Source organism: Flavobacterium sp., assembly GCF_004295795.1.
In the GTDB taxonomy this organism is placed as follows: domain Bacteria; phylum Bacteroidota; class Bacteroidia; order Flavobacteriales; family Flavobacteriaceae; genus Flavobacterium.
In genome coordinates this window covers 22,567-44,522 of sequence record NZ_SEBR01000026.1, presented here as the reverse complement: position 1 = coordinate 44,522, position 21,956 = coordinate 22,567, and the positions used below count along the sequence as shown (strand labels likewise).

Below are 21,956 nucleotides of genomic sequence, written 5' to 3'. Positions count from 1 at the left end.
TTGATTTAACTCAGTTTTTTGCTGGATTTGGAGCGGGCGTTGATTTTTTGGGGCATTTGGGTTGGTTTTTTGGTTTAGCTCGGGATTTTTCCGCTTTTCAGATTCGCCACACCCTGTCAGGGTTATAAACCCTGTCACTGTTTTAAACGGTGACAGGGTGATTTTAAATTCCGATTCCGAGCAAAGAGTTTATCCAAACCAAAAATGCAAGAACAACTCACATTCCAAAACCTCATCTGGCGCCTGATCACGGGCTGCCAACGCGGATTTTTGCTGAGTTAAAGTTTTGTTGAAGTTGTTTTATAGTTGATTTTCGACTTTGCAACATTTCGACTTGAGTTAAAGTTTTGATTTAACTCGATTTTTTGCTGGATTTGGGGCGGGCGTTGCTCTTTTGGGGTATTTGGGTTGGTTTTTTGGTTTAGCTTAGGATTTTTTCGCTTTTCAGATTCGCCACACCCTGTCAGGGTTATAAACCCTGTCACTGTTTTAAACGGTGACAGGTTGATTTTAAATTCGAAATCTGAGCAAAGAGTTTATCCAAAACAAAAATGCAAGAACAACTCACATTCCAAGCCCTCATCTGGCGCCTGATTACCGACTGCCAAAGCGGATTTTTGCTGTACACGATCATCTATTTCGCAATCAGGATCTCCAAACGAAAAGACAAACTGCGCGAATTCGACCGATGCGCGACAATCGTGATCTGCACCGCTTCCCTACTCTTTTTGGCTGTTTGGATGGGCGAAACGATTTTAATCTGGAACACATCCGACGAAAGTCAAAACGCAATCCTGAACCGAATGACCGGCTCATACGCCTTGGCCTATTGGCTGCAACCGATGCTGTATTCCGTAATTCCGCAATTGCTTTGGATGCGAAAAGTGCGTGAAAACTACATTTCAAGATTCCTGATCGCGTTTTTCCTGTTCTTCAATTTCGAGAAATTTGTCATTATCGTGACTTCGCTGCACCGTGACTACTTGCCGAGTTCATGGACAATGTATTCGGATTCGTTTTTTCCCTACCTGATCCTCGGATTGCTATGGAAATTGGCCTTGTTCGCAGGTTTGACGTCGCTTTTGTATGCAATGCGTAAGAAAAAGGATAATTTTGCGCCATGAAACAAATCACTTCGGCACAGAATCCCTTGGTAAAAGAACTTGTCCAATTGCAGGAAAAGGCCAAGGCACGCAAGCAATCCGGGCGTTTTTTGATCGAAGGCCGACGCGAGATCGAGCTTGCCGTGAAAGGCGGATACGAGATCGAATCTTTATTATTTTTGGCAGAAACCGATTTTGATTTCCAGACTTTCGGATTTTCCGATCGTCAATTGATTGAAATCTCGAAAGAAGTCTATCAAAAATTGGCTTATCGCGATACGACCGAAGGTGTGATTGCCGTCGCGAAGTCCAAAAGTTTGGCTCTTGCCGATCTCAAATTGTCTGAAAAACCTTTGATTTTGGTAGCTGAAGCGCCCGAAAAACCGGGAAATATCGGAGCGATGCTGAGAACTGCCGACGCCGCAAATCTGGACGCCGTGATCATCGCCAACCCAAAATCGGACATGTACAATCCGAACATCGTTCGCTCGAGCGTAGGTTGTTTGTTTACGAACCAAATCGCCATCGGATCGACTTCTGAGGTGATCGAATTCCTGAAATCCAACAAAATCGACATTTACGGAGCGACTTTGCAGGATGCCATTGTTTATCACGAACAGGATTTTACCGACGCGACCGCGCTTGTAGTCGGAACCGAAGCCACAGGCCTGACGCAGGGTTGGCGCGACGCCGCGAACCAAAATATAATGATTCCGATGCAAGGTGAAATCGATTCCATGAATGTCTCGGTTGCCGCGGCTGTGCTGATTTTCGAGGCCAAGCGACAAAGAGGTTTCAGTTAAATGCTTGTTCGGGCGTCATTCCCTGTAAAATCTATTGCCGACAAAACTTCCGCACTGACTGCCTTTTCATAGGCATTACTTGCAACCGTTAATGTTGCCGCTACTGCTACCGCTACTGCTACTGCCACTGCTACTGCTACTTTCTCCGCTGTTGATAACTTCAACGCATTTATTACTCCATAATTCCGCAACAATAACTTCTTTTGACAAATCATTCGACGCAACACTCCTGAAATTCACCGTTCGCGGCTACTATATATGAAGTACATTTTCCTTGCCTTGGCTTTCGCCGGACTTTCCGTAAATGCCCAGTTATCCGAATCTAAAATAGATGCGCTTGTCGAGAAAACCTTGACCGCTTTTGACGTGCCCGGAATCGCGGTTGCGGTTGTCAAGGACGGGAAAATCGTGCACGCCAAGGGCTACGGCGTGAAATCGGTCAGGACCAAACAAAAGGTCGATGCCAATACACTTTTCGGAATTGCCTCGAATTCAAAGGCTTTCACGGCGACGGCACTTGCGATTTTGGTCGATGAAGGGAAAATTTCTTGGGACGACAAGGTCGTAAAACACATTCCCGAATTCAAGATGTACAATGAGTATGTCACGAACGAATTCACGATCCGGGATTTGCTGACGCACCGAAGCGGTTTGGGATTGGGCGCGGGCGATCTCATGGTTTGGCCTGACGGAAACAACTTTCAGGTTCAGGATATCGTCGACAATCTGCAATATCTTAAACCGACATCGGCTTTCCGCACGAAATACGATTATGACAACCTTTTGTACATCGTAGCGGGCGAAGTCGTAAATCGCGTGAGCGGCAAAACCTGGAACGAATTCGTCGAATCGCGCATCATGCAACCAATCGGCATGAATAACAGCGCTTCTTCGTTCTATCGGTTGAAAGACACGACAAACGTAATCGATCCGCACGTTCCGATCGACGGTAAACTCAAGATCATTTCCCGCTATAAACTGCGCACTTTTGACGCCGCGGCCGGACTTTATGCGAGCGTGAACGACTTGTCTAATTGGTTGATCTTACAGATGAACAAAGGGAAGTTCGATGGAAAACAGATTTTTTCCGAAAAAGTCGCAAACGAAATGTGGACGCCTCAAACAATCCAGCCCAACAAAGCCGTGGCGCCTTATTTCTCGAATTTCAAAACCTACGGACTAGGCTGGCAACTCACCGACGTAAAAGGAAAATTACAAGTCTCGCATACAGGCGGGCTTGAGGGAATCGTCACCCAAACCTTGATGATTCCAGAGCTGAAACTCGGCATTATCGTTCTGACGAATCAGCAAGCGGGCTCGGCCTTCAATGCGATAAGCAACACGATCAAGGACAGTTATCTCGCAACGCCCGAATTCGACCATGTCACTGACTTGGCCAACAAAATGCGCCAACGCGAAAAAGACGCCGACAAAGTCACGGATGAAGTCTGGAAAGCGGTAGAAAAAAATGTGAAGGGCAAAATCGTTCCGAATCAAACGCCGCTAATCGGGACTTTCAAGGACAAATGGTTTGGCGAAGTCGTGTTCACCGTCAAAAAAGGCAAACTTTTCCTTGCTTCGAAAAGGTCACCTCAACTCACGGGCGAGGTTTTTTTCTATAAAGACAACAATTATGTCGTTAAGTGGAACAACCGCTATTTTCACGCCGACGCCCATATTTTCTGGGACGGTCTCGATCATTTCACGATGAAACCGATATCGCCTTTAACCGATTTCAGTTATGATTTTCAGGACTTGGACTTCGTTCGAGTGAAGTGATAATGTCCGAAAGTTATGGTTTTTGACAAAACCGGATGTAATCGGCTTGGCATTTTTGGCTCGAGATTCTCGAATCAAAAGTTGAATCGGGCCAAGAAAAAGCAGATACCGAAATTCTGTACAATATGATTGCTGTTCCGAAAGGTTTGGGAATGTTCGCACTTTATTGAGTTATACTTCGACCGATTTTTTGTCCGAAATCAGAAATGTTTGCAAAACCAAAAGCAACTTGCGCCACTGATCGCCTTCGATGCCGATTTTTAAATCCGAACGAAAATTCGCACTTTTACAAAAAATAAACCATGAGAAGAATTTTGCTCATTGCGCTCTTGTCGTTTTCCTTTTTTGGATTTTCACAGTCGAAGGAAGAAGTCAAAAGATCGACCGAAAACCGCGACAAATATCTGTTCGCCGTAAAAACCGAATCGAAAAAATTCGACGAGACGGTTTTGGCCGAATATGTCACGGACGAATTGCTCGTTCCGGTCGAAATCAACGGAAAGACTTACACTTTCCTGTTTGATACGGGCGCGATCACGATCGTATCGTCTAAACTGCTCAAGGAACTTGGCTTGTCGCCGGTGACGTCTAACAAATTTGTGGACTCGGCCGGGAACGTGAGCGAGGAGAACTTCTATACTGTGCCCGAAATCAAATTCGGATCGGTTACATTCCAGAACGTAGGCGTCGGTTCTTTCGAATTGGCGAAGTTCAGCAAACTTTTGTGCCGTCCCATCGACGGGATTTTCGGCACAAACATGATGCGCATCTGCAATTGGGAAATCGACTATGACAAGCCGTCGGTGCGAATGTGCTCAGATAAAATCCAACTTTCGAATTCGAACGCTGTTGCTTTTACACAGAATTTTTCGGGAACGCCACGCGTGAGAATCGATACGAACGGCATCAACTTTTTGGCAGACGTCGACACTGGAAACAACGGAAGTCTCGACATCCCGAACGAATATTTCGAGAAAAGCCGGCTTGTGAAATCGAAAAAAATCGCATCTAGCCATGGTCAGGGTTTTTACTCGCTTATGGGAAATGCGCTTCAGGAGGAACGCGCGGTTTTGGCTGATTCCGTCTACATCGGCAAGGTGCTGTTCTCGAGAAGGATTCGCGTTTCGCCCAGCCCGATGGTGTTGATAGGCAATGACTTTTTCAGTCCTTTGGGCAAATTCGTGATCAATTACAAAAAGGGCGAATTACTGCTTCCGAAGAAAATGGACGCGCCCAAAAAAGAATTCACTTTCGGGTTTACGCCTTTGCGCGAGAACGGCAAAACTTTCGTGGGCGTGATCTGGAAAGGATCGAAGGCCGAAAAGCTCGGTTTTGCGCTCCAGGATGAAGTGGTTTCCCTGAACGGAACTGCCGTTGCGGGTTTGAGCGAGCAAGATTGGTGCGCTTTCCGTCAACAATTGATTGAGATGGAGAATCTTATGGTTGTAATCCGAAAGTCTGATGGGAAAACCGTTGAGGCGAATCTGGAGAAGTACGATTTATTGGAATAGAGCGCCTAAGTGTCCGAGTGCCGGAGTTGCACTCGAAACGAATCCGTAAACTCAAACGGGATTAACTAGTTCCGGAATCAGTAATAATCGGACGCACTTTGCATTCAAACTCACGCACTTCGATACTCCAACGGCGTCATTTCCATTTTGAGTTTGAAGAGTTTGCTGAACGATTGCGAGTGTTCAAACCCGATTCTGTACGCGATTTCAGAGACTGACAAATTAGTTGTCGAAAGCAATTCCTTGGCTTTTTCGACCACGGCGTCCTGAATGTGCTGACGGGCATTTCTCCCTGTAAGATTTCGCAGCAAATCGCTTAGATAATTGGCCGATAGGTTGAGTTTTTCGGCGAAGTGGTTGACCGATGGAAAACCCGAATTTTTAGGCGTATCTGAATTCAGGTAGTCTTTCAGCAAATGTTCGAAGCTCGACAATACATCGATGCCGTGGCTTTTTCTCGTGAGGAATTGTCGATTGTAGAAACGATTCGAGTAGTTGAGCAAAAGCTCGATGTGAGACAAAATCACGTCTTGGGAAAAGGCGTCGATGGCATTGGCGATTTCGTTAGCAAGATTCTCCATCATCGCCAGTATCATGTTTTCTTCGGAATCGGATACGTGCAAAGCCTCGTTTACGTCATATGAAAAGAAACCGTAATCGGGCAATTTGGACGTGAGCGAATGGCCTTTCAGGAAATCCGGATGCACCAAAAGCATTAAACCGTCCATTTTCTGGATGTTTTCAGACTCGACTCCAATGACTTGCATGGGCGAGACGAACGTCATCACACCTTCGTCAAAGTCGTAATATTGGCGGCCGTAGCGCAGTCTCAAATCGAAATTCTTCTTGAGCGCGATCGAGTAGAATCCATAAGTGATCGTTTTTCCGACCAATTCCTTGCAGCCCACGACCTCACGCATCGGCACGACGGACACCAAAGGATGGAAAGGCTTTGAAACCGACATAAGTTTGTGCATTTCCGAAATGGTCGCAATGTGAATCGGCGGTACGAACTTGTTCATTTTTAGAGTCTTGAATTAATTGCCGTACGGGCAGCGTATCGGGGAAATTTTCGTAAAAAAACTATCCAAACGGGACTTTCCATTCGGATAGCCGCAATTTAAGAATTAATAATCTTGGTATTGCATCACGTCGTCCCAATACGAATTTCCGGTTTTTGCGGTAATCGGGATGATGCTTTCGAGGCGTTCCAGATCTTGGCCGCTCAAAACGATGTTGGCCGATTCCAGATTTTCATTGAGATACTTGCGGCGTTTGGTACCCGGAATCGGGATGGTACCTTTTGCGATCGTCCAGGCGATGGCAAGTTGTGAGGGCTTGATTTCTTTTTCGGATGCCATTTTCTCGATCTCGGACAGCAAGTCGAGGTTCTTTTGGAACTGTTCGCCTTGGAATTTCGGGATGTTGCGACGGAAATCGTCTTTTGGAAGATCGTCTATCGACTTGAATTGGCCTGTGATGAAACCGCGTCCGAGTGGCGAATAAGCGACCAAACCGATGCCGAGTTCCTCAAGGGTTTGCTTGACTCCGGTTTCCTCAACCTGTCTTTCGAAAAGCGAATATTCCGATTGGACTGCCGTCAACGGATGAACCGCGTGTGCCTTGCGGACATTCTCGGACGAAACTTCGCTCAATCCGATGTACTTGACTTTTCCTTGCTTGACCAAATCTGCCATCGCGCCTATCGTTTCCTCGATTGGGATCGTTTTGTCGCGGCGGTGCAAATAATAGAGGTCGATGTAATCTGTCTTGAGGTTTTTGAGCGAGCGTTCTAGCGCATGCTTGATGTAGTCTGGTTTGCCGTTGATTTGCCAGGTTAAGGTGTTGGTCGCATCGTCGATTTCCCATCCGAATTTGGTGGCGATGATGTACTTTTCGCGATTGCCTTGCGTGGCCTTTGCGATGAGTTGCTCGTTGTGAAACGGGCCGTACATATCGGCGGTATCTAGAAAGTTGAATCCTTTTTCAAAAGATTCGTGTATGGTGGCGATTGATTCGACGTCGTCTGTTTTGCCGTACATATCGCCGCCCTGGAATCCCGACATTCCCATACAGCCCAATCCTAGCGCCGGTACTTCGAGGCCTTGCGAGCCCAATTTTTTGAATGTTGTCATGGTTGTGATTTTTTGTTGGGACAAAGTTCGTTCAGATTGCCGCGTTGGCTTGTAACCGAAGTCCTTTTGGTTGTAGCCCAATTACTTTTTCGGCTAACCTTTAAGGCTTTTTCAACCTTGTAGGTTCTATTTTTTGAACCATTAAGAACAGCAAGGACACTAAGTTTTTTTGCGGAATTACTTGACTTTCGTGGTTGCAAAAATTTCGTTTCTTTTTCCCCAGCAATCTTAATGCTCTTAATGAACTTAATGGTTCAGTCTTTGGCTAATTGCTAACCTGCAAGGTTTTTCGACCTAATGGGAGTCAGTTTTGAACCATTAAGAACAGTAAGGACATTAAGTTTTTTTTGCGAATTACTTGACTTTCGTGGTTGCAAAAATTTCGTTTCTTTTTCCCCAGCAATCTTAATGCCCTTGGTGAACTTAATGGTTAATCGTTGGACTGGCTATTTGATAACCTGCAAGGTTTTTTTCAACCTTGTAGGTTTAGTTTACAAACCATAAGAGCAGTAACGGCAGTAAGGTTTTCGCTTACTTCTTGCAAGTCACAATCGGGTATCCAAACACTTTTAACAATTTTTACAGATTTTCTGTAATTGCTATTTTTGGATTTTTCGTAGGGAAAACACCGGCCCCTTCCCTACGACAAGGTAGCGATTTCGGCAATACCCTAATTACAGAAAATCTGTAGTTTTTGTTAAAATAGATATGAGGAGTATCAAAAAATGATAACCCTAAGAGAAGTGATTTGACATTTTTTGTACGTTGGGCTGTCAAACCCTGAAAATCTCCGAAACTTAGGCACGCAGCCACCTTATCGACACTTTGGTTCAATTTTTGACAGGAGCGCGTTAGGGATTTGCCGCATTGTCTAAGCTCATTTTTCGCTTTCTTTAAGCGGAAAATAGCGAGTGCGGTAAGCCCGGCGACGGCCCGCAAAATGCTTGTGCTTCCACTACATTTTCCGGCCGGCGCAACGCCATCAGAAAATACCAGATTTCGATTCCAAATTCCGATTGGTCATTCGACAGCGAAATGAAAACTTGCTTAATTGATACCGAGCTTTTGATTTTTTAAGCGATGATTTTGCAATGAAAACAGTTGGGATTCGGGATTTGGAATTTGGTGCATTCTTTATACATTTAGAACATGGAGCTGACTGACGAATTCATAGAAAAGGAAAATAAGGCGATTGCGCAGGAATACAAGGAGTTACTGCGAATTTCGTATCAGACGCTTTCGGACAGCGACAAAAAGATGATCCGGAAGGCGTTTGACGTGGCCGTCGATGCGCACAAAGACCAAAGGCGAAAGTCTGGCGAGGCTTATATTTTTCACCCGATCGCGGTGGCCAAGATCGTGGCTTCGCAAATTGGTTTGGGCGCGACTTCGATCGCCGCGGCCCTGATGCACGATGTCGTGGAAGATACCGATGTGACAATCGAGGACATCGAACGCATGTTCAATCCGAAAGTCGCGCAGTTGGTCGCCGGATTGACCAAGATCTCACAGGTCAAAAAGGACATGAACATCTCGATGCAGGCCGAGAATTTCCGCAAGATGCTGCTTACTTTGAACGACGACGTACGCGTAATCATCATAAAAATCGCCGACCGTTTGCACAACATGCAGACCATGGAATCGATGGCCGAATACAAACAGGTCAAAATCGCCTCGGAAACACTTTACATTTACGCGCCTCTCGCCCACCGTCTGGGACTTTACAACATCAAGAACGAACTCGAGGATTTGGGTCTGAAGTACACCGAACCCAACGTTTATAAAGATATCGTCTCGAAGATCAAGGAGACGAAAGAGCAACAGGACGCGTACATCAAGGAAATTTCGGACATTCTCAAGAATTCGCTTGACGCGGAAAGCATCGATTATACTTTGAAAGGCCGTCCGAAGAGCGTTTATTCGATACGACGCAAAATGAAAGCGCAAAACGTGAGCTTTGACGAGGTTTACGACAAATTCGCGCTTCGCATCATTTACGATTCCGATCCGCATGACGAGAAGTTTCTCGCCTGGAAGATCTATTCGATCGTGACCGATCATTATCGCCCGTCACCGAGTCGTTTACGCGATTGGATTTCTTCGCCGAAATCTACTGGTTACGAGGCTTTGCACGTTACGGTCATGGGGCCGAAAGGGCGTTGGGTCGAGATCCAGATCCGTTCGCAACGCATGGACGAGATTGCCGAAAAAGGCTATGCGGCGCACTACAAATACAAGCAAGGTGGCGGAAACGAGGAATCGGGACTCGACATCTGGCTCAATCTGTTGAAGGAAGCGCTCGAGAATTCAGAGACGAACGCCGTTGATTTCGTGGAGGATTTCAAGATGAATCTGTATGCGAAGGAGATCTTCATCTTTACTCCGAAAGGTGAAATCAAATCGCTCCCCAAAGGTGCGACTTCCCTCGATTTTGCGTTTTCGATACACTCGGAAATCGGTATACGGACGAGAGGAACGCGCGTCAACGGAAAATTGGTTCCGCTGAATCACGAGCTCAAAAGCGGCGATCAGGTCGAGGTCATCACATCGCCTCACCAAAAGCCTACGACGCACTGGCTCGAATATGTGACGACGTCGCGTGCCAAGAACAAGATCAGGAACGTTCTCAACGAAAACACCAAGAAAATCGCCGAGGACGGAAAGGAATTGCTCGAACGCAAACTGCGCCACCTCAAGATCACGATGAGCGAGACGATAATCAACGAACTCGTGAGTTTTTTCAAGCTCAAGACAAGTCTGGATTTGTTTTATCGCGTCGGAATCGGAGCCATCGAAAACCAGCAACTCAAGGATTACGCGGCACAAAAGAGCAATACGTTCATCAATTTCTTCAAGAATCGCATCAAACGCGACAAACCGATTGCCGATGACGATCTGCACAGGCAAGTCTTGTCGCAAAACTACGATATGTTGGTGTTCGGCCAGGAACACGACAAACTCGACTACAAGCTCTCGACTTGCTGCAACCCGATTCCCGGAGACGAGGTTTTTGGTTTCGTGACTATAAACGAAGGCATAAAAGTCCACAAAAAAGATTGTCCGAACGCGATTACCTTGCAGTCGAATTACGCTTACAGGATCATGAGCGCCAAGTGGATCGATTCGACCCAACAGGAGTTCAAGGCCATCCTGAACATCACAGGAATGGACACTTTAGGGCTAACGAACCAAATTACCAAGGTGATTTCCAACAACATGCACGTGAACATCCAAAGCATTTCACTGAACGGTGAGGCCGGGATTTTTAACGGACAAATCGCCGTGATCGTCCAGAACAACACGATTTTAAAACGCCTGATGGAGAATATCAAGAAGATTGACGGCGTTGACAAGGTTACCCGGGTTTACCATTAAAGTGACGGAGTCCGAAGTGCGTGAGTGCCTGAGTCTATATAGTTCCGACAAAATCCGGACGTAATAAGTAGCTAAGAAAGATGTTGAAAACTTTGGGCGTTTTCAGGACTTGAAGAAGTGAAAGACAAAATGCGAAAAAGACGATAAAATCAAAAACCGGAACCCAACCAATAATTGCATTCCGGTTTTTTGCTTGTATCCGATTTTACACGGCGCTTCCGGGTCCGCTTGGATCCATCGGGCCTGGCGGCACAAGCGGATCGTGTTGCGGATCGACATCGCCCCAATCGGCAGATTCGGTTTCCTCATCGTCCTCTTTCTCGTCGTCTTCGGGATCGTCCGACTTCATCATTTTCGAAGTTTCTTCAGGCTTTGTGTGCCTTTCCCAATCGTGTCCTTGGTTTTGTCCGTCGTTGATTGGTTCTTTCCAGTCTTCATGTGTATTTTCCATGATGGTTTGCTTTAAGAGTTTGTAGTTGTAAATTAGTTCCCGAAACGCGATTTTGCCTTACGCGATTTATCTTAAAACTTGCGAAATCCCACACATGGAAAATCCGATCATAGACCAAACTTTCGTCCTTCAAAAGGGAAAAGAAAAAGGTGCATGGACATTTATCGAAATGCCAATTTTGACAAACGTGCCCAAAAAACGCAACAGCACGGTTCGCGTAAGAGGTTTTATAGATGATTTCGAACTGCGCGATTTCAACATTTGGGCGATGAAAAAAGGCACGTTCATGGCGGTCAAAGCCGATATCAGAAAAGCCATCGGCAAAGAGGAAGGCGATTCGGTCAAGGTCGTTCTCTATTTGGATGAAGCGCCGGCGGTGATTCCCGATGATTTTCTGGTCTGTCTCAAAGAAGAACCGAAACTTCTCAAGCGCTTTTCGGGCTTCGACGAAAAGGTGAAAGTAGAAGTCGTGGCGTGGATTTTTTCGGCTGCGACTGACGATGGCGTCGTGGAAAGAATCGGGAAAATCATGGAATTGCTTGAAAACCGCGCAACTTTCGTCCTGCCGAGAAATATCTGATTAGTAAAAAAAATCTTTATAGCACAAAAAAGCCCCGGAAAATCCGAGGCTCAATACAAATAAAACTAACCCAAATTTTTAGTAAGTCGCCGAGACGTTCGCGTTCCCGTTTGGCGTCGTAATCAGTGACGATTTTACGTATCCGCCTTCGAAAGTGTTCGTATATGTAATGCTGTCGCCACCTGCAACAATCGAATTGATAGGCATTTTGGAAGCGAAAAGCAGCGATTGCGTATCGACCAAAGTCAAAAGAAAAGGATCGAAAGATTTCACCGATGAAAACATTCCTTTCTTGCCATTGTCATACATGATGGAAATCCCCTGAATGCTTTGAACGTCGCCTTTGTCTGTAAGCAACACAGGATTTCCGCTGTAAGTGAAGCTGTTGTCGCCCGTCCAGGTCAACGTTACCGGTTGCTGGCCTTGCTCGGTGATGGTAGAAAGGCGTTTTTGAGCGTCGTAAGCCAATGCGATGGAAGTTGTCGTTCCGCCCGATGTCACTGTCATGTTCGATGCTTTTCCGTTCTCACCATAAGTGAAAAGTATTGTTCCCGAAGTGCCAGAGCCGGAAACGACCATTTGTGACATCCTGCTTTTGTTGTCGTATGAAAAGTTGTAGTTCAACGAAGTGTTGCCACTTGTAATCACAACGGATGATGGCTTTTTGCTTCCACCGTTATCGTCGTCGCTTCCGCAAGAAACCATAGCCACGGAAGCCAATAGGAATAAGAATACTTTTTTCATGATACTTTGTTGTTTATTGTGAAGTTGAAATTGGCCATTAATATGTGATGTTCATCGTATAGGTCGTTCCGCTTGACGCGAATGTCGCCGATTTCAACATTCCACCTTGCGTCTCGTTGGAAAAGACAACACCAACGCCGCTTCCCGTGACAGTTTTCAACGGACGTTTACCGGCGTAATAGAATGTCAGGATTTCTGTCAGATACAGCGTGAGTCCGTCGACGCCTTTTACGTTTGCGAATGCGCCTTTACCGGTGTCGCGGGTCACTATTGCTCCGTCCATCATCACGATATCACCTCTTTCGTCCACTTTTACTGTGGATCCATCTATGTTTGCCGTTGTGGCGTCTGACCAGGTAACCGGAAAAGTCTGGCCTGACCGCGTCACCGAGGAAAGTTTCCCGCTGCCGTCATACGTAAAAGCGATCGGATCTGTAGTTGAACCTGTAGCGGAAACCGTCGAAACTTTGCCTTGTCCGTTGTAGGCAAATGTGAAAGTGTGGGCGCCGCCATAATTGCTCGATAGTGTGTTCAGACGTCCTTTGTCGTATGTCATCGAGAACAGATACGATTCGTTTCCGCCCACGATCGTTACCGAACTTGGACGTTTCGACCCGCCGTCACCGTCGTCGCTTCCGCAGGAAACCATAGCCATGGAAGCCAATAGGAATAAAAATACTTTTTTCATGATCTTTTGTTTTTTACTGTGAGATTGAATTTGGTTGTCAGTAAGTAATATTCATCGTGTAGGGAACTCCGCTAAGGTCGAAAGTCGCGTTGGTGAGCATTCCGCCTGACAAAGTGTTGTTCATGATGTAGGAAATCCCTGGACCCGTGATGATTTTTACGGGCTTTTTGGATGCGTAATACAATGTCGTCTGATCGATGAGCAACAAAGTCAGTCCGTCTATGCCTTTTACGTTGGCAAATGCGCCTTTTCCGGAATCACGTGTAAACGAAACCGAATCGTACATCACCAAGTCGCCTTTGCTGTCAACTTTGATCGTGTGTCCGTCATGCGTTACTGTCGTCGCGTCTGTCCAAGTGAATGGCAACGCTGTTTGTCCGCTGTGCATCAAAGATGAAAGTTTTCCATCTGCGTCATATGTGAAAACGATATTGTCTGTGCTGGAGCCCGAAATCGCGACATTCGAGACTTTTCCTTTGTCGTTGTAAGTGAAAGCCATGGTGTGAGCGCCGTTGAACGAGCTAGTCATTGTCGACAGACGGCCTTTGTCATAGGTCATGTTCATGATGGCCGATTCGTTTCCGCCTGCGATCGTTACCGAACTTGGACGTTTCGATCCGCCGTCGCCATCGTCGCTTCCGCAGGAAACCATAGCCACGGAAGCCAATAGGAATAAAATTACTTTTTTCATCGTCGTTTAAAGTTGAATTAGATTTATGGATTGAGGCTTTTCCCAAATCCGATGCAAATAAAAACACGACTTCCCTGAGGTGAAACCTAAAATATACGAACGACATAATTTATAGACCGACGACGGCCGACACAATAAAATCCCAACGAAAATTGCCAGTTTTGCACGAACGCTTATCTTTGCCGTATGACACTCATTTCCACCGATAACTTAAAAAATCAAGAGACCGTAAAAAACGTTTTTACGCTCTATCTCGAAACCAAAGGCCATCGCAAGACGCCTGAACGTTACGCGATTTTGCAGGAAATCTACGATAGCGAGGATCATTTTGACATAGAGAATCTCTACATCAAGATGAAAAACAAGAACTATCGCGTGAGCCGCGCGACGTTGTACAACACGATCGAACTCTTGCTCGATTGCGGACTGGTGCGCCGTCACCAGTTTGGACAGAATCAGTCGCATTACGAAAAATCATACTTCGACAAACAGCACGACCACATCATCATGACCGATACCGGCGAGGTGATCGAATTCTGCGATCCGCGCATCCAGACGATAAAGAAGACGATCGAGGAGATTTTCGACATCGAGATCCACAACCACTCGCTTTACCTTTACGGTCAAAAACGCAAACCGATGGACAATTAATTATTAATAATTGGTAATTAATAATTATTAATTATCTGATATGGGCAATCGACTTTATGTTGGTTGCTTTTTTTTTGGCGTTGCGCCGGCCATCGAATTCAGCGGCAGAAGCAATTGAGGTTGGTGGCCGTCGCCGGGCTATCCGCTGTATCTTTTGCAACGGCAGTTGTGCTACTACAAAAGCATTGTCGCAAAAGTATGCCGCTGCTATCCCTAACGCAGGTTGGTTCTCCAATTCAAATTCCGTCAAAAAATCAACGCTGATTTTCTATAACGGACTCGCGCCCACCCAGGGCTAAATTTATCGAATACAACAATTTGTCGTTTACAGAAAATCTGTAAAAATTCTTAAAACTTCTAAAAACTCAAGACCACGGCTGTAACAAGTACTCACAAATGCCGTTTCCATAAACCTTGACAAACCGCACAATTCATTTTTTTGCCGCGGATTAGCGGATTCCAAAGATTTCCATCATATTTCCATCATATTTCCGAATTCCACAAATCGAAACTGCGCGCAGCAAAACAAACCCGAAAAAACTTAATGCCCTTAATGAACTTAATGGTTCATTTTTTGCCGCGGATTCTTCGGATTCTTCGGATTTCGGTTTCACTTCCGGATTCCACAAATCGAATTTTCACACCAGACAACCCGAAAAAACTTAATGCCCATAATGAACTTAATGGTTCATTTTTTTGCTGCGGATTAACGGAATGCCGCAGATTTCCATCATATTTCCGAATTCCACAAATCGAACCTGCGCGCAGCAAAACAAACTCGAAAAAACTTAATGCCCTTAATGAACTTAATGGTTCATTTTTTTGCCGCGGATTAGCGGATTCTTCGGATTTCGGTTTCACTTCCGGATTCCACAAATGGAAACTGCGCGCAGCAAAACAAACTCGAAAAAACTTAGTGCCCATAATGAACTTAATGGTTCATTTTTTTGCCGCGGCCACACGGATTCGTGTCCCTAATGAATTCAATGATTTAATTTTCGCGGCAGATAAAATCTATCGTCAAAGATTCGCATTTTACTTTCCGGCGTGCACCGACGAATCGGACACGACCAAAAAACAACATCCCAAAGCCAAACATCCGCCACAAACATTCCAAAACAACCGCCATTCGCGCCACGGCCAAATTTCCATCGGAATACCCAAAAATTACACGCCCAAAATTTGCCAAATCTCCTAAAATACCGACCTTTGCCGCTTCGTTCTAACAACACAAACACTAACTATAAACTGAAAGACAGTCTTTTCGCACAGTTGCCGCTCATTTGACTTGTGACCTTCGAAATTCAACTTTCAACATCCGACAAAAAATGGCAGACTTACTACTCGGGCTCCAATGGGGAGACGAAGGAAAAGGGAAAATCGTAGACGTACTCACTTCCAAATACGACATCATCGCGCGTTTCCAAGGCGGGCCAAATGCCGGCCACACTTTGGAATTCGACGGCATCAAGCACGTTTTGCGCACGATTCCTTCCGGGATTTTCCACAAGAATTCGATCAACATCATCGGGAACGGCGTGGTGATCGATCCGACGGTTTTCAAACAGGAACTCGACGGGCTTGCCAAATTCGACATCGACATCAAAGCACGCTTGATCATCTCGAGAAAAGCGCATCTTATCTTGCCGACGCACCGTTTGCTTGATGCGGCTTCGGAAGCTTCGAAAGGAAAAGCCAAAATTGGCTCGACTTTGAAAGGAATCGGCCCGACCTATATGGACAAAACCGGTCGTAACGGATTGCGCGTCGGAGACATCGAACTCGAGGATTTCAAGGAAAGGTACCGCGCTTTGGCCGACAAGCACGAGGCGATGATCAAGTTCCACGACGTCGAGATCCAATACAACCTGCCGGAACTCGAGAAAGAATTTTTCTCTTCGATCGAGACTTTGAAACAACTCACTTTCATCGATTCTGAAGAATACCTGCACGAGGCGCAAAAAGCCGGCAAGACGATCTTGTGCGAAGGCGCTCAAGGTTCTTTGCTTGACGTCGACTTCGGAACTTATCCGTTCGTAACCTCGTCGAACACTACGGCAGCCGGCGCTTGTACTGGTTTGGGAATCGCCCCGAACAAGATCAAGGAAGTTTACGGAATTTTCAAAGCCTACGCCACAAGAGTCGGAAGCGGACCGTTCCCTACCGAACTTTTCGACGAGATCGGCGCCACGATGGCCAGAGTCGGAAACGAATTCGGATCGGTAACAGGAAGACAAAGACGTTGCGGCTGGCTCGATTTGGTCGCTTTGAAATACGCAATCCGAGTGAACGGCGTGACCCAATTGATGATGATGAAAGGCGACGTGCTGTCCGGATTCGACACTTTGAAGGTCGCGACTTCGTACAAATACAAAGGTCAGGAAATCGACCATTTGCCCTACAACATCGAACCCGAAAACGTACAACCGATTTACACCGAACTAAAAGGTTGGGCTGCAGATTTGACCGGATTGACCACTTTCGAGTCGCTTCCGCAAGAATTCAAGGACTATATCGCGTTCATCGAAAAAGAAGTGGAAGTGCCGATCACCGTGGTTTCGGTCGGGCCGGATCGCAAGCAGACGATCTGGAAATAATTAAAACTTCGAATAGTATAAAAAACCCTTGAATCACTAGATTTGAGGGTTTATTTTTTACAAGAAATGGAAAGTCAAAAACCGATATTTTCAGTCAAGACCGATCGCCTTCACATCCGGACGATGAAAACCGATGACCTCGAAAGCTTTCTTAACTACCGATCGAATCCCGAAATCGCAAAGTTCCAGTTGTTTGACGTAATGGATTCGGATCGCGCCCAAAAGTTTGTCGAAACGTATTCCCAAAAACGATTCGGAACGCTTGGCGAATGGGTACAATACTCGATCGAAAATCTCGAAACGCGCGAAATGATTGGCGATTGTGCGATAAAACTACATGCTTTCGATGCGAGAATTGCCGAAATCGGGATCACGATTTCACCTTTGCACCACAAAAAAGGTTTTGCGCGAGAAGCCTTGAAAGGCGTGATCGATTTCCTGTTTTCGGAAGAAAATTTCCACCGTATCGTCGCGCTTGTCGACACGAGAAACGCGGCGTCGATTGCGATGCTTGAAAGTTGTAGCTTTCGTCTCGAAGGCCATTTCATCGGAAGTTATTTCGAGAATGGAACGTGGACGGATGAATTCCAATACGCGATGAACCGCTCCGATTGGCAAAATTTGCGAAATCGCTAGCTTGTTGAAAATGTCGGTTGTATTTTTGTGGAATGCCAATAACCGTATTCCGAAATTTCTTGTCTTCCGAAAAATCTGGTGGAATCATATTGATTTTCGCCACCGCGCTCTCGCTTTTTTTGGCCAATGTTTCATTTGGCTCGGATTACATCGGATTTTGGGAAACGAAAATGGGTGAAATGTCGCTTTCCAGTTGGATCAATGACGGTTTGATGGCGATTTTTTTCCTTTTGATAGGATTGGAACTGAAACGCGAAATTGTCGTGGGCGAACTTTCCGACCTCAAAAAAGCGTCACTCCCGATTGTTGGTGCGCTTGGCGGGATGCTCGTTCCGGCAGCGATTTTCCTTTCGCTGAACTTCGCGACAACTTCCCGAAATGGAGCGGGAATCCCGATGGCGACTGACATTGCGTTTGCAATCGGGATTTTGTCTTTACTCGGAAATCGGGTTCCGACTGCGCTCAAAGTCTTTTTGACCGCGCTTGCCGTAATCGACGATTTGGGTGCGATTCTAGTGATCGCGGTTTTCTACACCAAGTCGATCGCAATTTTGAACCTCGCGATTTCATTGGGCATTTTCGGCTTGTTGCTGCTTTTGAACCGACTCAAAGTCAAAACCCTGATTCCGTATCTCGTCGGAGGCGTCGCGATGTGGTGGTTCATGCACCATTCGGGCGTGCACGCGACGATTACCGGCGTTTTGCTGGCTTTTGCAATTCCTTTCGGCAACGGGAACGAACTTTCGATTTCCCATCGGCTGCAACATTTCCTGCACAAACCCGTCGCTTTTTTCATACTTCCGATTTTTGCGCTCTGCAACACCGCAGTCGCTTTAGATTCGGGCATTTCTGAGAGTTTGGCCACGACGGCCTCACTTGGTATCCTACTTGGACTTTGCGTCGGAAAACCTTTGGGAATCTTTGGATTTTCGTTCATCGGATACAAATTCGGGATTTGCAGATTGCCGATCGCGATCAAATGGAAGCAACTGTTGGGCGTTGGAATTTTGGGTGGAATCGGATTCACGATGTCGATTTTTATCGCGCTCCTGGCTTATTCGGACGCAAGTCTCGTCGGAATCTCGAAAATGGCGATTCTGGTCGCTTCAGGCGTTTCGGCGATCTTCGGACTCTTATTCCTGAAATTCACTTTGGAAAAATAATGTCAGTTTCCCGACGTCAGAGTCGTGAAAAAATACAGCGCAACCCAGAACGCGATCGAAATAAGCGACCATCGGAGCATCGCACGTCCGTTTTTGCGGTCTTTGTCCGAAAAGGCGAAAATGCGCGCTCCGTTTGGCAAGGTTTTTTTGTGGCTCGACAAATACCATCCAACGACCAGTCCGAAAATCCCACCGAAAATGACGGTGATCCATCCGAAGAAATTGACCGCCGCATCGGGTTTATCGGGCTCGGAAAGCTTGTCGATACGCTCTTTTTCGAGTGATCGCAATTCGTCTTCCGACACTTCGCGCCCTTTGTCCTTGAGCAACTTTTGGGCAAGCATGAAATCGAAAGCGCTCCATTCGTCTTTGGCCGAAAGCACGTCGAGAAGTTCGGATTCCGAAAACGACAGCAAGTAGTAATCTGGCGGAAGGTCGGCCAATTCGTCGGCAACCGAATCTTCGATGATTTTATGGGCTTTCTCGAAATCGTCCGGACGCAATTTGACGCGGAACTCCTTTTCGAGATTGCCTGAAAAAGTCAGATCGACATGGGCAGAATCGTCCTCAATGACGAAATCGATACCGTTTTTTTCAAAAAAATCACCCAAAGCCGACGCGGCATTTTTGGAGTTGAAGCGTTTAAAGGTCACGAATTCGTCCATATTTCGATGTGTGTTTGGATGCGTTACTATTCCAGCGAAGTTGTTGCAAAATGGTTGCCGCGGCTGCCGATATTTTCCATGAAAGCCACCGCGCCTTTCATGTGTTTTCCTTCGATTTTGGACGACGCGCCTCCAATCGAGTTTATCGTGATCGTGCCATAATCGAGAAACCATCCGAAAAAACCGCGCTTTACGGTCGCTCCGAACAAGCCGGCCGCGGGCACTCGAATGTAGTTTTTCTGCCAAGGCAAAACGCCCGACTGGATTATTAGCTCGTTGCCTGTCAACGTCCAAGTGTAGTTCTTGATCGTGAAATATCCGAGGAAGTCGAAGGACAGCAAAATCCATCCGAAAATCGCGATTTTTCCCGTTCCGAAAACAATCAGCAAAATGCAGATTATCGCGATAAACCATACTGGCGCGTAGCAAAGCCAATGTTTCCTGAGTTTCATGTCTGGCATGGAATTCCTTGTTTAAAAATGAATTGTCTTTAGATAAATGACTATTTCCCGATCTGGTAAACGAAAGATTCCGATGGCGGGACGGTGATCTGCAAATGACCTTCGCCTTTTGAAATTGTCAGTTTGATCGTGCTTTTTCCGTACAATTGGTCTTTTAGGATGTACGATTCATCGGTCAATTTCATGTCTTTGATAACGTCGGCTGGAATTTTGAGGTCAAAAAAAGACGACTTGCTGTTAGAGAAATTACAGATCACGAGCAGCTTTTGAACATCGGAGAATCTTAAGAACGAATAAACTTCCTGCGGATAATTCGCGTTCGCGCGGTTGGCGTGCTGCAACTCGCGGAATTCGCCCAACAAAGCCGGCGCTTGCAAGCTGAAATTGAGCAGACGTTGATAAAAGTCGCGCAAAGCTTTTTCTTCCTTGGACAATTTGGCGCCGTCGAATTTGCCGTCGTTCATCCAGCGTTGGTGGTTCGGAACGCCAATGTAGTCGAAGATCGAGGTGCGCGACGGTTTGCCGAATCCGGCGTCTTCCTTGCCCGGTTCGCCTACTTCTTGTCCGAAGTAAATCATCATCGGGGACGAACTTATCAATGTCGACAAAACTGCCATCGGTTTTCCTCTGTGCATATTTCCGGCAAATTCCGCGCTTGCGATGCGTTGTTCGTCGTGGTTTTCGAGAAAGTGCAACAAATTGTGCTCGATGTCCCGGAAGCGGTTTTGGATGTCCGAGATGCCGTCAGTGTTCGATTTGCCCTGGATCACGTCCTTCAGCTTGTCGTACAGATCGACTTTGTCGTACAGATAATCCATTTTCCCGAAGTTGATGTAATTTCTGTATTCGTTGGGATTGTAGATTTCGGCAAGCAAAAATGCGTTCGGATTCTTGGTTTTGATCGCGGAATTCATATAGCTCCAGAATTCCACGGGCACCATTTCGGCCATGTCGTAGCGGAAACCGTCTATGCCTTTGGCCGTCCAGTACAAAGCGATGTCACGGAATTTCTTCCACGAAGACGGCACTTCCTTTTCGTGTTTTTTCCAGAATTCGTAGTGCGCTTTGTAATCCTGTTTGTCGTAACCGTGCGGCAATTCAGGGAAATCTTTGGAACCGTCGGGCTTGATTCCGTAGTTGATTTTTACCGTTTCGTACCAATCGTTGATGTCCGGTTTGGCTGCTCGCGATCCGTTTCCTGTCCATTTGGCGGGATTTTCGTCGAATTTTCCGTCGAGGCCTGCGTGTTGTTCGCCTCCAAGCGGTTTGTAAGAGTCCGAAGTCGGAACCTGAAACGCCTGACCCGGAATGTAATAAAAGTCGTTGTTCTTGTCGTATTCGACTTCTTTGTTGTCATCGGCTCCAAAATCTTTAACGCCTTTCGGATTGTTTTTCCCTTCGTAATGGCGCGCGATATGATTCGGAACGATGTCGATGATGACCTTGAGCCCGTTCTTGTGCGTGCGTTTGACCAGATCCTCGAATTCTTCAAGTCGCTTGGCCGGATTATTGGCCAGATCTGGGTTCACATTGTAGTAATCTTTTACGGCATAAGGCGAACCGGCGCGGCCTTTGACGACATCAGGATCGTCGTTCGAAATCCCGTATTTGGTATAATCGTTGACAACCGCGTGATGCGGAACGCCAGTATACCAAATGTAGTTCGCGCCAAGATTCCTTATTTCGGTCAAAGCCTTGTCGTTGAAGTCACTGAACTTCCCTACTCCGTTTTCCGCAATCGTTCCCCAAGGTTTGTTCACGGTATTCTTGTTTCCGAAAAGTCGCGTGAATACTTGATAGACGACGATTTTTTGCTTCGGATTTCCCTGTTCTTTCATGTTTTTCTGCTTGCCCGATTGCGCTTGAGTACACAACGCCGAAAGGGCAACAAGGGCGAAAATTGTTTTTTTCATGTGGCGTTTA

20 protein-coding genes are annotated in these 21,956 nt (G+C 46.3%); 11 read left to right on the top strand and 9 right to left on the bottom strand.

What is annotated here, in order from left to right:
- Positions 1–551 precede the first annotated feature (551 nt).
- The 4 genes from EOO49_RS16965 (at position 552) to EOO49_RS16950 (ending at position 5,196) form a co-directional block, all read left to right on the top strand.
- Positions 552–1,124 carry a hypothetical protein gene (locus EOO49_RS16965; protein ID WP_290847870.1) on the top strand — a complete coding sequence of 191 codons (573 nt, stop codon included), beginning with the start codon at positions 552–554 and terminating at the stop codon, positions 1,122–1,124.
- Complete coding sequence (locus tag EOO49_RS16960; protein WP_290847868.1) at positions 1,121–1,906, top strand: RNA methyltransferase; 786 nt, start codon at positions 1,121–1,123, stop codon at positions 1,904–1,906. The genes EOO49_RS16965 and EOO49_RS16960 overlap by 4 nt, the downstream gene beginning before the upstream one ends.
- Positions 1,907–2,164: 258 nt before the next feature.
- Positions 2,165–3,685, top strand: coding sequence for a serine hydrolase (locus EOO49_RS16955; RefSeq protein WP_290847866.1), 1,521 nt, complete (start codon positions 2,165–2,167; stop codon positions 3,683–3,685).
- Between the two features lie 302 nt (positions 3,686–3,987).
- Positions 3,988–5,196, top strand: coding sequence for a retropepsin-like aspartic protease (locus tag EOO49_RS16950; protein ID WP_290847864.1), 1,209 nt, complete (start codon positions 3,988–3,990; stop codon positions 5,194–5,196).
- A 110-nt stretch (positions 5,197–5,306) separates the two neighbouring features.
- Here the strand turns inward: EOO49_RS16950 and EOO49_RS16945 are convergent, their stop codons facing one another.
- On the bottom strand, positions 5,307–6,218 hold the full coding sequence (locus tag EOO49_RS16945; RefSeq protein ID WP_290847862.1) for an AraC family transcriptional regulator: 912 nt from the start codon (positions 6,216–6,218) through the stop codon (positions 5,307–5,309).
- Positions 6,219–6,323: 105 nt separating this feature from the next.
- On the bottom strand, positions 6,324–7,331 hold the full coding sequence (locus EOO49_RS16940; RefSeq protein WP_290847860.1) for an aldo/keto reductase: 1,008 nt from the start codon (positions 7,329–7,331) through the stop codon (positions 6,324–6,326).
- A 1,155-nt stretch (positions 7,332–8,486) separates the two neighbouring features.
- Here EOO49_RS16940 and EOO49_RS16935 point away from each other — a divergent pair.
- A complete protein-coding gene (locus EOO49_RS16935; protein WP_290847889.1) occupies positions 8,487–10,706 on the top strand; it encodes a RelA/SpoT family protein in 2,220 nt (739 codons plus the stop codon).
- 205 nt (positions 10,707–10,911) lie between these two features.
- Here the strand turns inward: EOO49_RS16935 and EOO49_RS16930 are convergent, their stop codons facing one another.
- Positions 10,912–11,157, bottom strand: coding sequence for a hypothetical protein (locus tag EOO49_RS16930; protein ID WP_290847858.1), 246 nt, complete (start codon positions 11,155–11,157; stop codon positions 10,912–10,914).
- Positions 11,158–11,251: 94 nt separating this feature from the next.
- Here EOO49_RS16930 and EOO49_RS16925 point away from each other — a divergent pair, with 94 nt between their 5' ends.
- Positions 11,252–11,737, top strand: coding sequence for a YdeI/OmpD-associated family protein (locus EOO49_RS16925; RefSeq protein WP_290847856.1), 486 nt, complete (start codon positions 11,252–11,254; stop codon positions 11,735–11,737).
- A 78-nt stretch (positions 11,738–11,815) separates the two neighbouring features.
- On the opposite strand, the gene EOO49_RS16920 is transcribed toward EOO49_RS16925, so the two are convergent.
- From EOO49_RS16920 to EOO49_RS16910, 3 genes are read right to left on the bottom strand one after another with little or no spacing between them, the layout of a single operon-like run.
- Positions 11,816–12,481, bottom strand: a complete 666-nt coding sequence (locus EOO49_RS16920) for a hypothetical protein (protein WP_290847854.1) — start codon at positions 12,479–12,481, stop codon at positions 11,816–11,818.
- 37 nt (positions 12,482–12,518) lie between these two features.
- Positions 12,519–13,169 carry a hypothetical protein gene (locus tag EOO49_RS16915; protein ID WP_290847852.1) on the bottom strand — a complete coding sequence of 217 codons (651 nt, stop codon included), beginning with the start codon at positions 13,167–13,169 and terminating at the stop codon, positions 12,519–12,521.
- Between the two features lie 37 nt (positions 13,170–13,206).
- On the bottom strand, positions 13,207–13,860 hold the full coding sequence (locus EOO49_RS16910; protein WP_290847850.1) for a hypothetical protein: 654 nt from the start codon (positions 13,858–13,860) through the stop codon (positions 13,207–13,209).
- A gap of 186 nt (positions 13,861–14,046) precedes the next feature.
- Between EOO49_RS16910 and EOO49_RS16905 the strand changes: the two genes are divergently transcribed.
- From EOO49_RS16905 to nhaA, 5 genes are all read left to right on the top strand, one after another.
- Positions 14,047–14,511 (top strand): Fur family transcriptional regulator, encoded by a 465-nt coding sequence (locus EOO49_RS16905; RefSeq protein WP_290847848.1) that lies wholly within the window; start codon positions 14,047–14,049, stop codon positions 14,509–14,511.
- A 544-nt stretch (positions 14,512–15,055) separates the two neighbouring features.
- Entirely contained in the window at positions 15,056–15,709 is a 654-nt protein-coding gene (locus EOO49_RS16900) for a hypothetical protein (protein WP_290847846.1), read from the top strand.
- A gap of 130 nt (positions 15,710–15,839) precedes the next feature.
- Positions 15,840–17,108, top strand: coding sequence for an adenylosuccinate synthase (locus tag EOO49_RS16895; protein ID WP_290847844.1), 1,269 nt, complete (start codon positions 15,840–15,842; stop codon positions 17,106–17,108).
- A 66-nt stretch (positions 17,109–17,174) separates the two neighbouring features.
- Positions 17,175–17,744 carry a GNAT family protein gene (locus tag EOO49_RS16890; RefSeq protein WP_290847842.1) on the top strand — a complete coding sequence of 190 codons (570 nt, stop codon included), beginning with the start codon at positions 17,175–17,177 and terminating at the stop codon, positions 17,742–17,744.
- Positions 17,745–17,776: 32 nt separating this feature from the next.
- On the top strand, positions 17,777–18,907 hold the full coding sequence (nhaA, locus tag EOO49_RS16885; RefSeq protein ID WP_290847840.1) for a Na+/H+ antiporter NhaA: 1,131 nt from the start codon (positions 17,777–17,779) through the stop codon (positions 18,905–18,907).
- Positions 18,908–18,909: 2 nt separating this feature from the next.
- Here nhaA and EOO49_RS16880 read toward each other — a convergent pair whose 3' ends face one another.
- The 3 genes from EOO49_RS16880 to EOO49_RS16870 are packed head-to-tail and all read right to left on the bottom strand — an operon-like array spanning position 18,910 to position 21,946.
- Positions 18,910–19,572 (bottom strand): hypothetical protein, encoded by a 663-nt coding sequence (locus EOO49_RS16880; protein WP_290847838.1) that lies wholly within the window; start codon positions 19,570–19,572, stop codon positions 18,910–18,912.
- A gap of 26 nt (positions 19,573–19,598) precedes the next feature.
- Complete coding sequence (locus EOO49_RS16875; RefSeq protein WP_290847836.1) at positions 19,599–20,033, bottom strand: PH domain-containing protein; 435 nt, start codon at positions 20,031–20,033, stop codon at positions 19,599–19,601.
- Between the two features lie 41 nt (positions 20,034–20,074).
- Complete coding sequence (locus tag EOO49_RS16870; RefSeq protein ID WP_290847834.1) at positions 20,075–21,946, bottom strand: alpha-amylase family glycosyl hydrolase; 1,872 nt, start codon at positions 21,944–21,946, stop codon at positions 20,075–20,077.
- Positions 21,947–21,956 lie beyond the last annotated feature (10 nt).

Coding starts and splice junctions, on each gene's coding strand:
- EOO49_RS16965 (WP_290847870.1), top strand. CDS start 552: ATGCAAGAACAACTCACATTCCAAGCCCTCATCTGGCGCCTGATTACC.
- EOO49_RS16960 (WP_290847868.1), top strand. CDS start 1,121: ATGAAACAAATCACTTCGGCACAGAATCCCTTGGTAAAAGAACTTGTC.
- EOO49_RS16955 (WP_290847866.1), top strand. CDS start 2,165: ATGAAGTACATTTTCCTTGCCTTGGCTTTCGCCGGACTTTCCGTAAAT.
- EOO49_RS16950 (WP_290847864.1), top strand. CDS start 3,988: ATGAGAAGAATTTTGCTCATTGCGCTCTTGTCGTTTTCCTTTTTTGGA.
- EOO49_RS16945 (WP_290847862.1), bottom strand. CDS start 6,218: ATGAACAAGTTCGTACCGCCGATTCACATTGCGACCATTTCGGAAATG.
- EOO49_RS16940 (WP_290847860.1), bottom strand. CDS start 7,331: ATGACAACATTCAAAAAATTGGGCTCGCAAGGCCTCGAAGTACCGGCG.
- EOO49_RS16930 (WP_290847858.1), bottom strand. CDS start 11,157: ATGGAAAATACACATGAAGACTGGAAAGAACCAATCAACGACGGACAA.
- EOO49_RS16925 (WP_290847856.1), top strand. CDS start 11,252: ATGGAAAATCCGATCATAGACCAAACTTTCGTCCTTCAAAAGGGAAAA.
- EOO49_RS16920 (WP_290847854.1), bottom strand. CDS start 12,481: ATGAAAAAAGTATTCTTATTCCTATTGGCTTCCGTGGCTATGGTTTCT.
- EOO49_RS16915 (WP_290847852.1), bottom strand. CDS start 13,169: ATGAAAAAAGTATTTTTATTCCTATTGGCTTCCATGGCTATGGTTTCC.
- EOO49_RS16910 (WP_290847850.1), bottom strand. CDS start 13,860: ATGAAAAAAGTAATTTTATTCCTATTGGCTTCCGTGGCTATGGTTTCC.
- EOO49_RS16905 (WP_290847848.1), top strand. CDS start 14,047: ATGACACTCATTTCCACCGATAACTTAAAAAATCAAGAGACCGTAAAA.
- EOO49_RS16900 (WP_290847846.1), top strand. CDS start 15,056: ATGCCCTTAATGAACTTAATGGTTCATTTTTTGCCGCGGATTCTTCGG.
- EOO49_RS16895 (WP_290847844.1), top strand. CDS start 15,840: ATGGCAGACTTACTACTCGGGCTCCAATGGGGAGACGAAGGAAAAGGG.
- EOO49_RS16890 (WP_290847842.1), top strand. CDS start 17,175: ATGGAAAGTCAAAAACCGATATTTTCAGTCAAGACCGATCGCCTTCAC.
- nhaA (WP_290847840.1), top strand. CDS start 17,777: ATGCCAATAACCGTATTCCGAAATTTCTTGTCTTCCGAAAAATCTGGT.
- EOO49_RS16880 (WP_290847838.1), bottom strand. CDS start 19,572: ATGGACGAATTCGTGACCTTTAAACGCTTCAACTCCAAAAATGCCGCG.
- EOO49_RS16875 (WP_290847836.1), bottom strand. CDS start 20,033: ATGCCAGACATGAAACTCAGGAAACATTGGCTTTGCTACGCGCCAGTA.
- EOO49_RS16870 (WP_290847834.1), bottom strand. CDS start 21,946: ATGAAAAAAACAATTTTCGCCCTTGTTGCCCTTTCGGCGTTGTGTACT.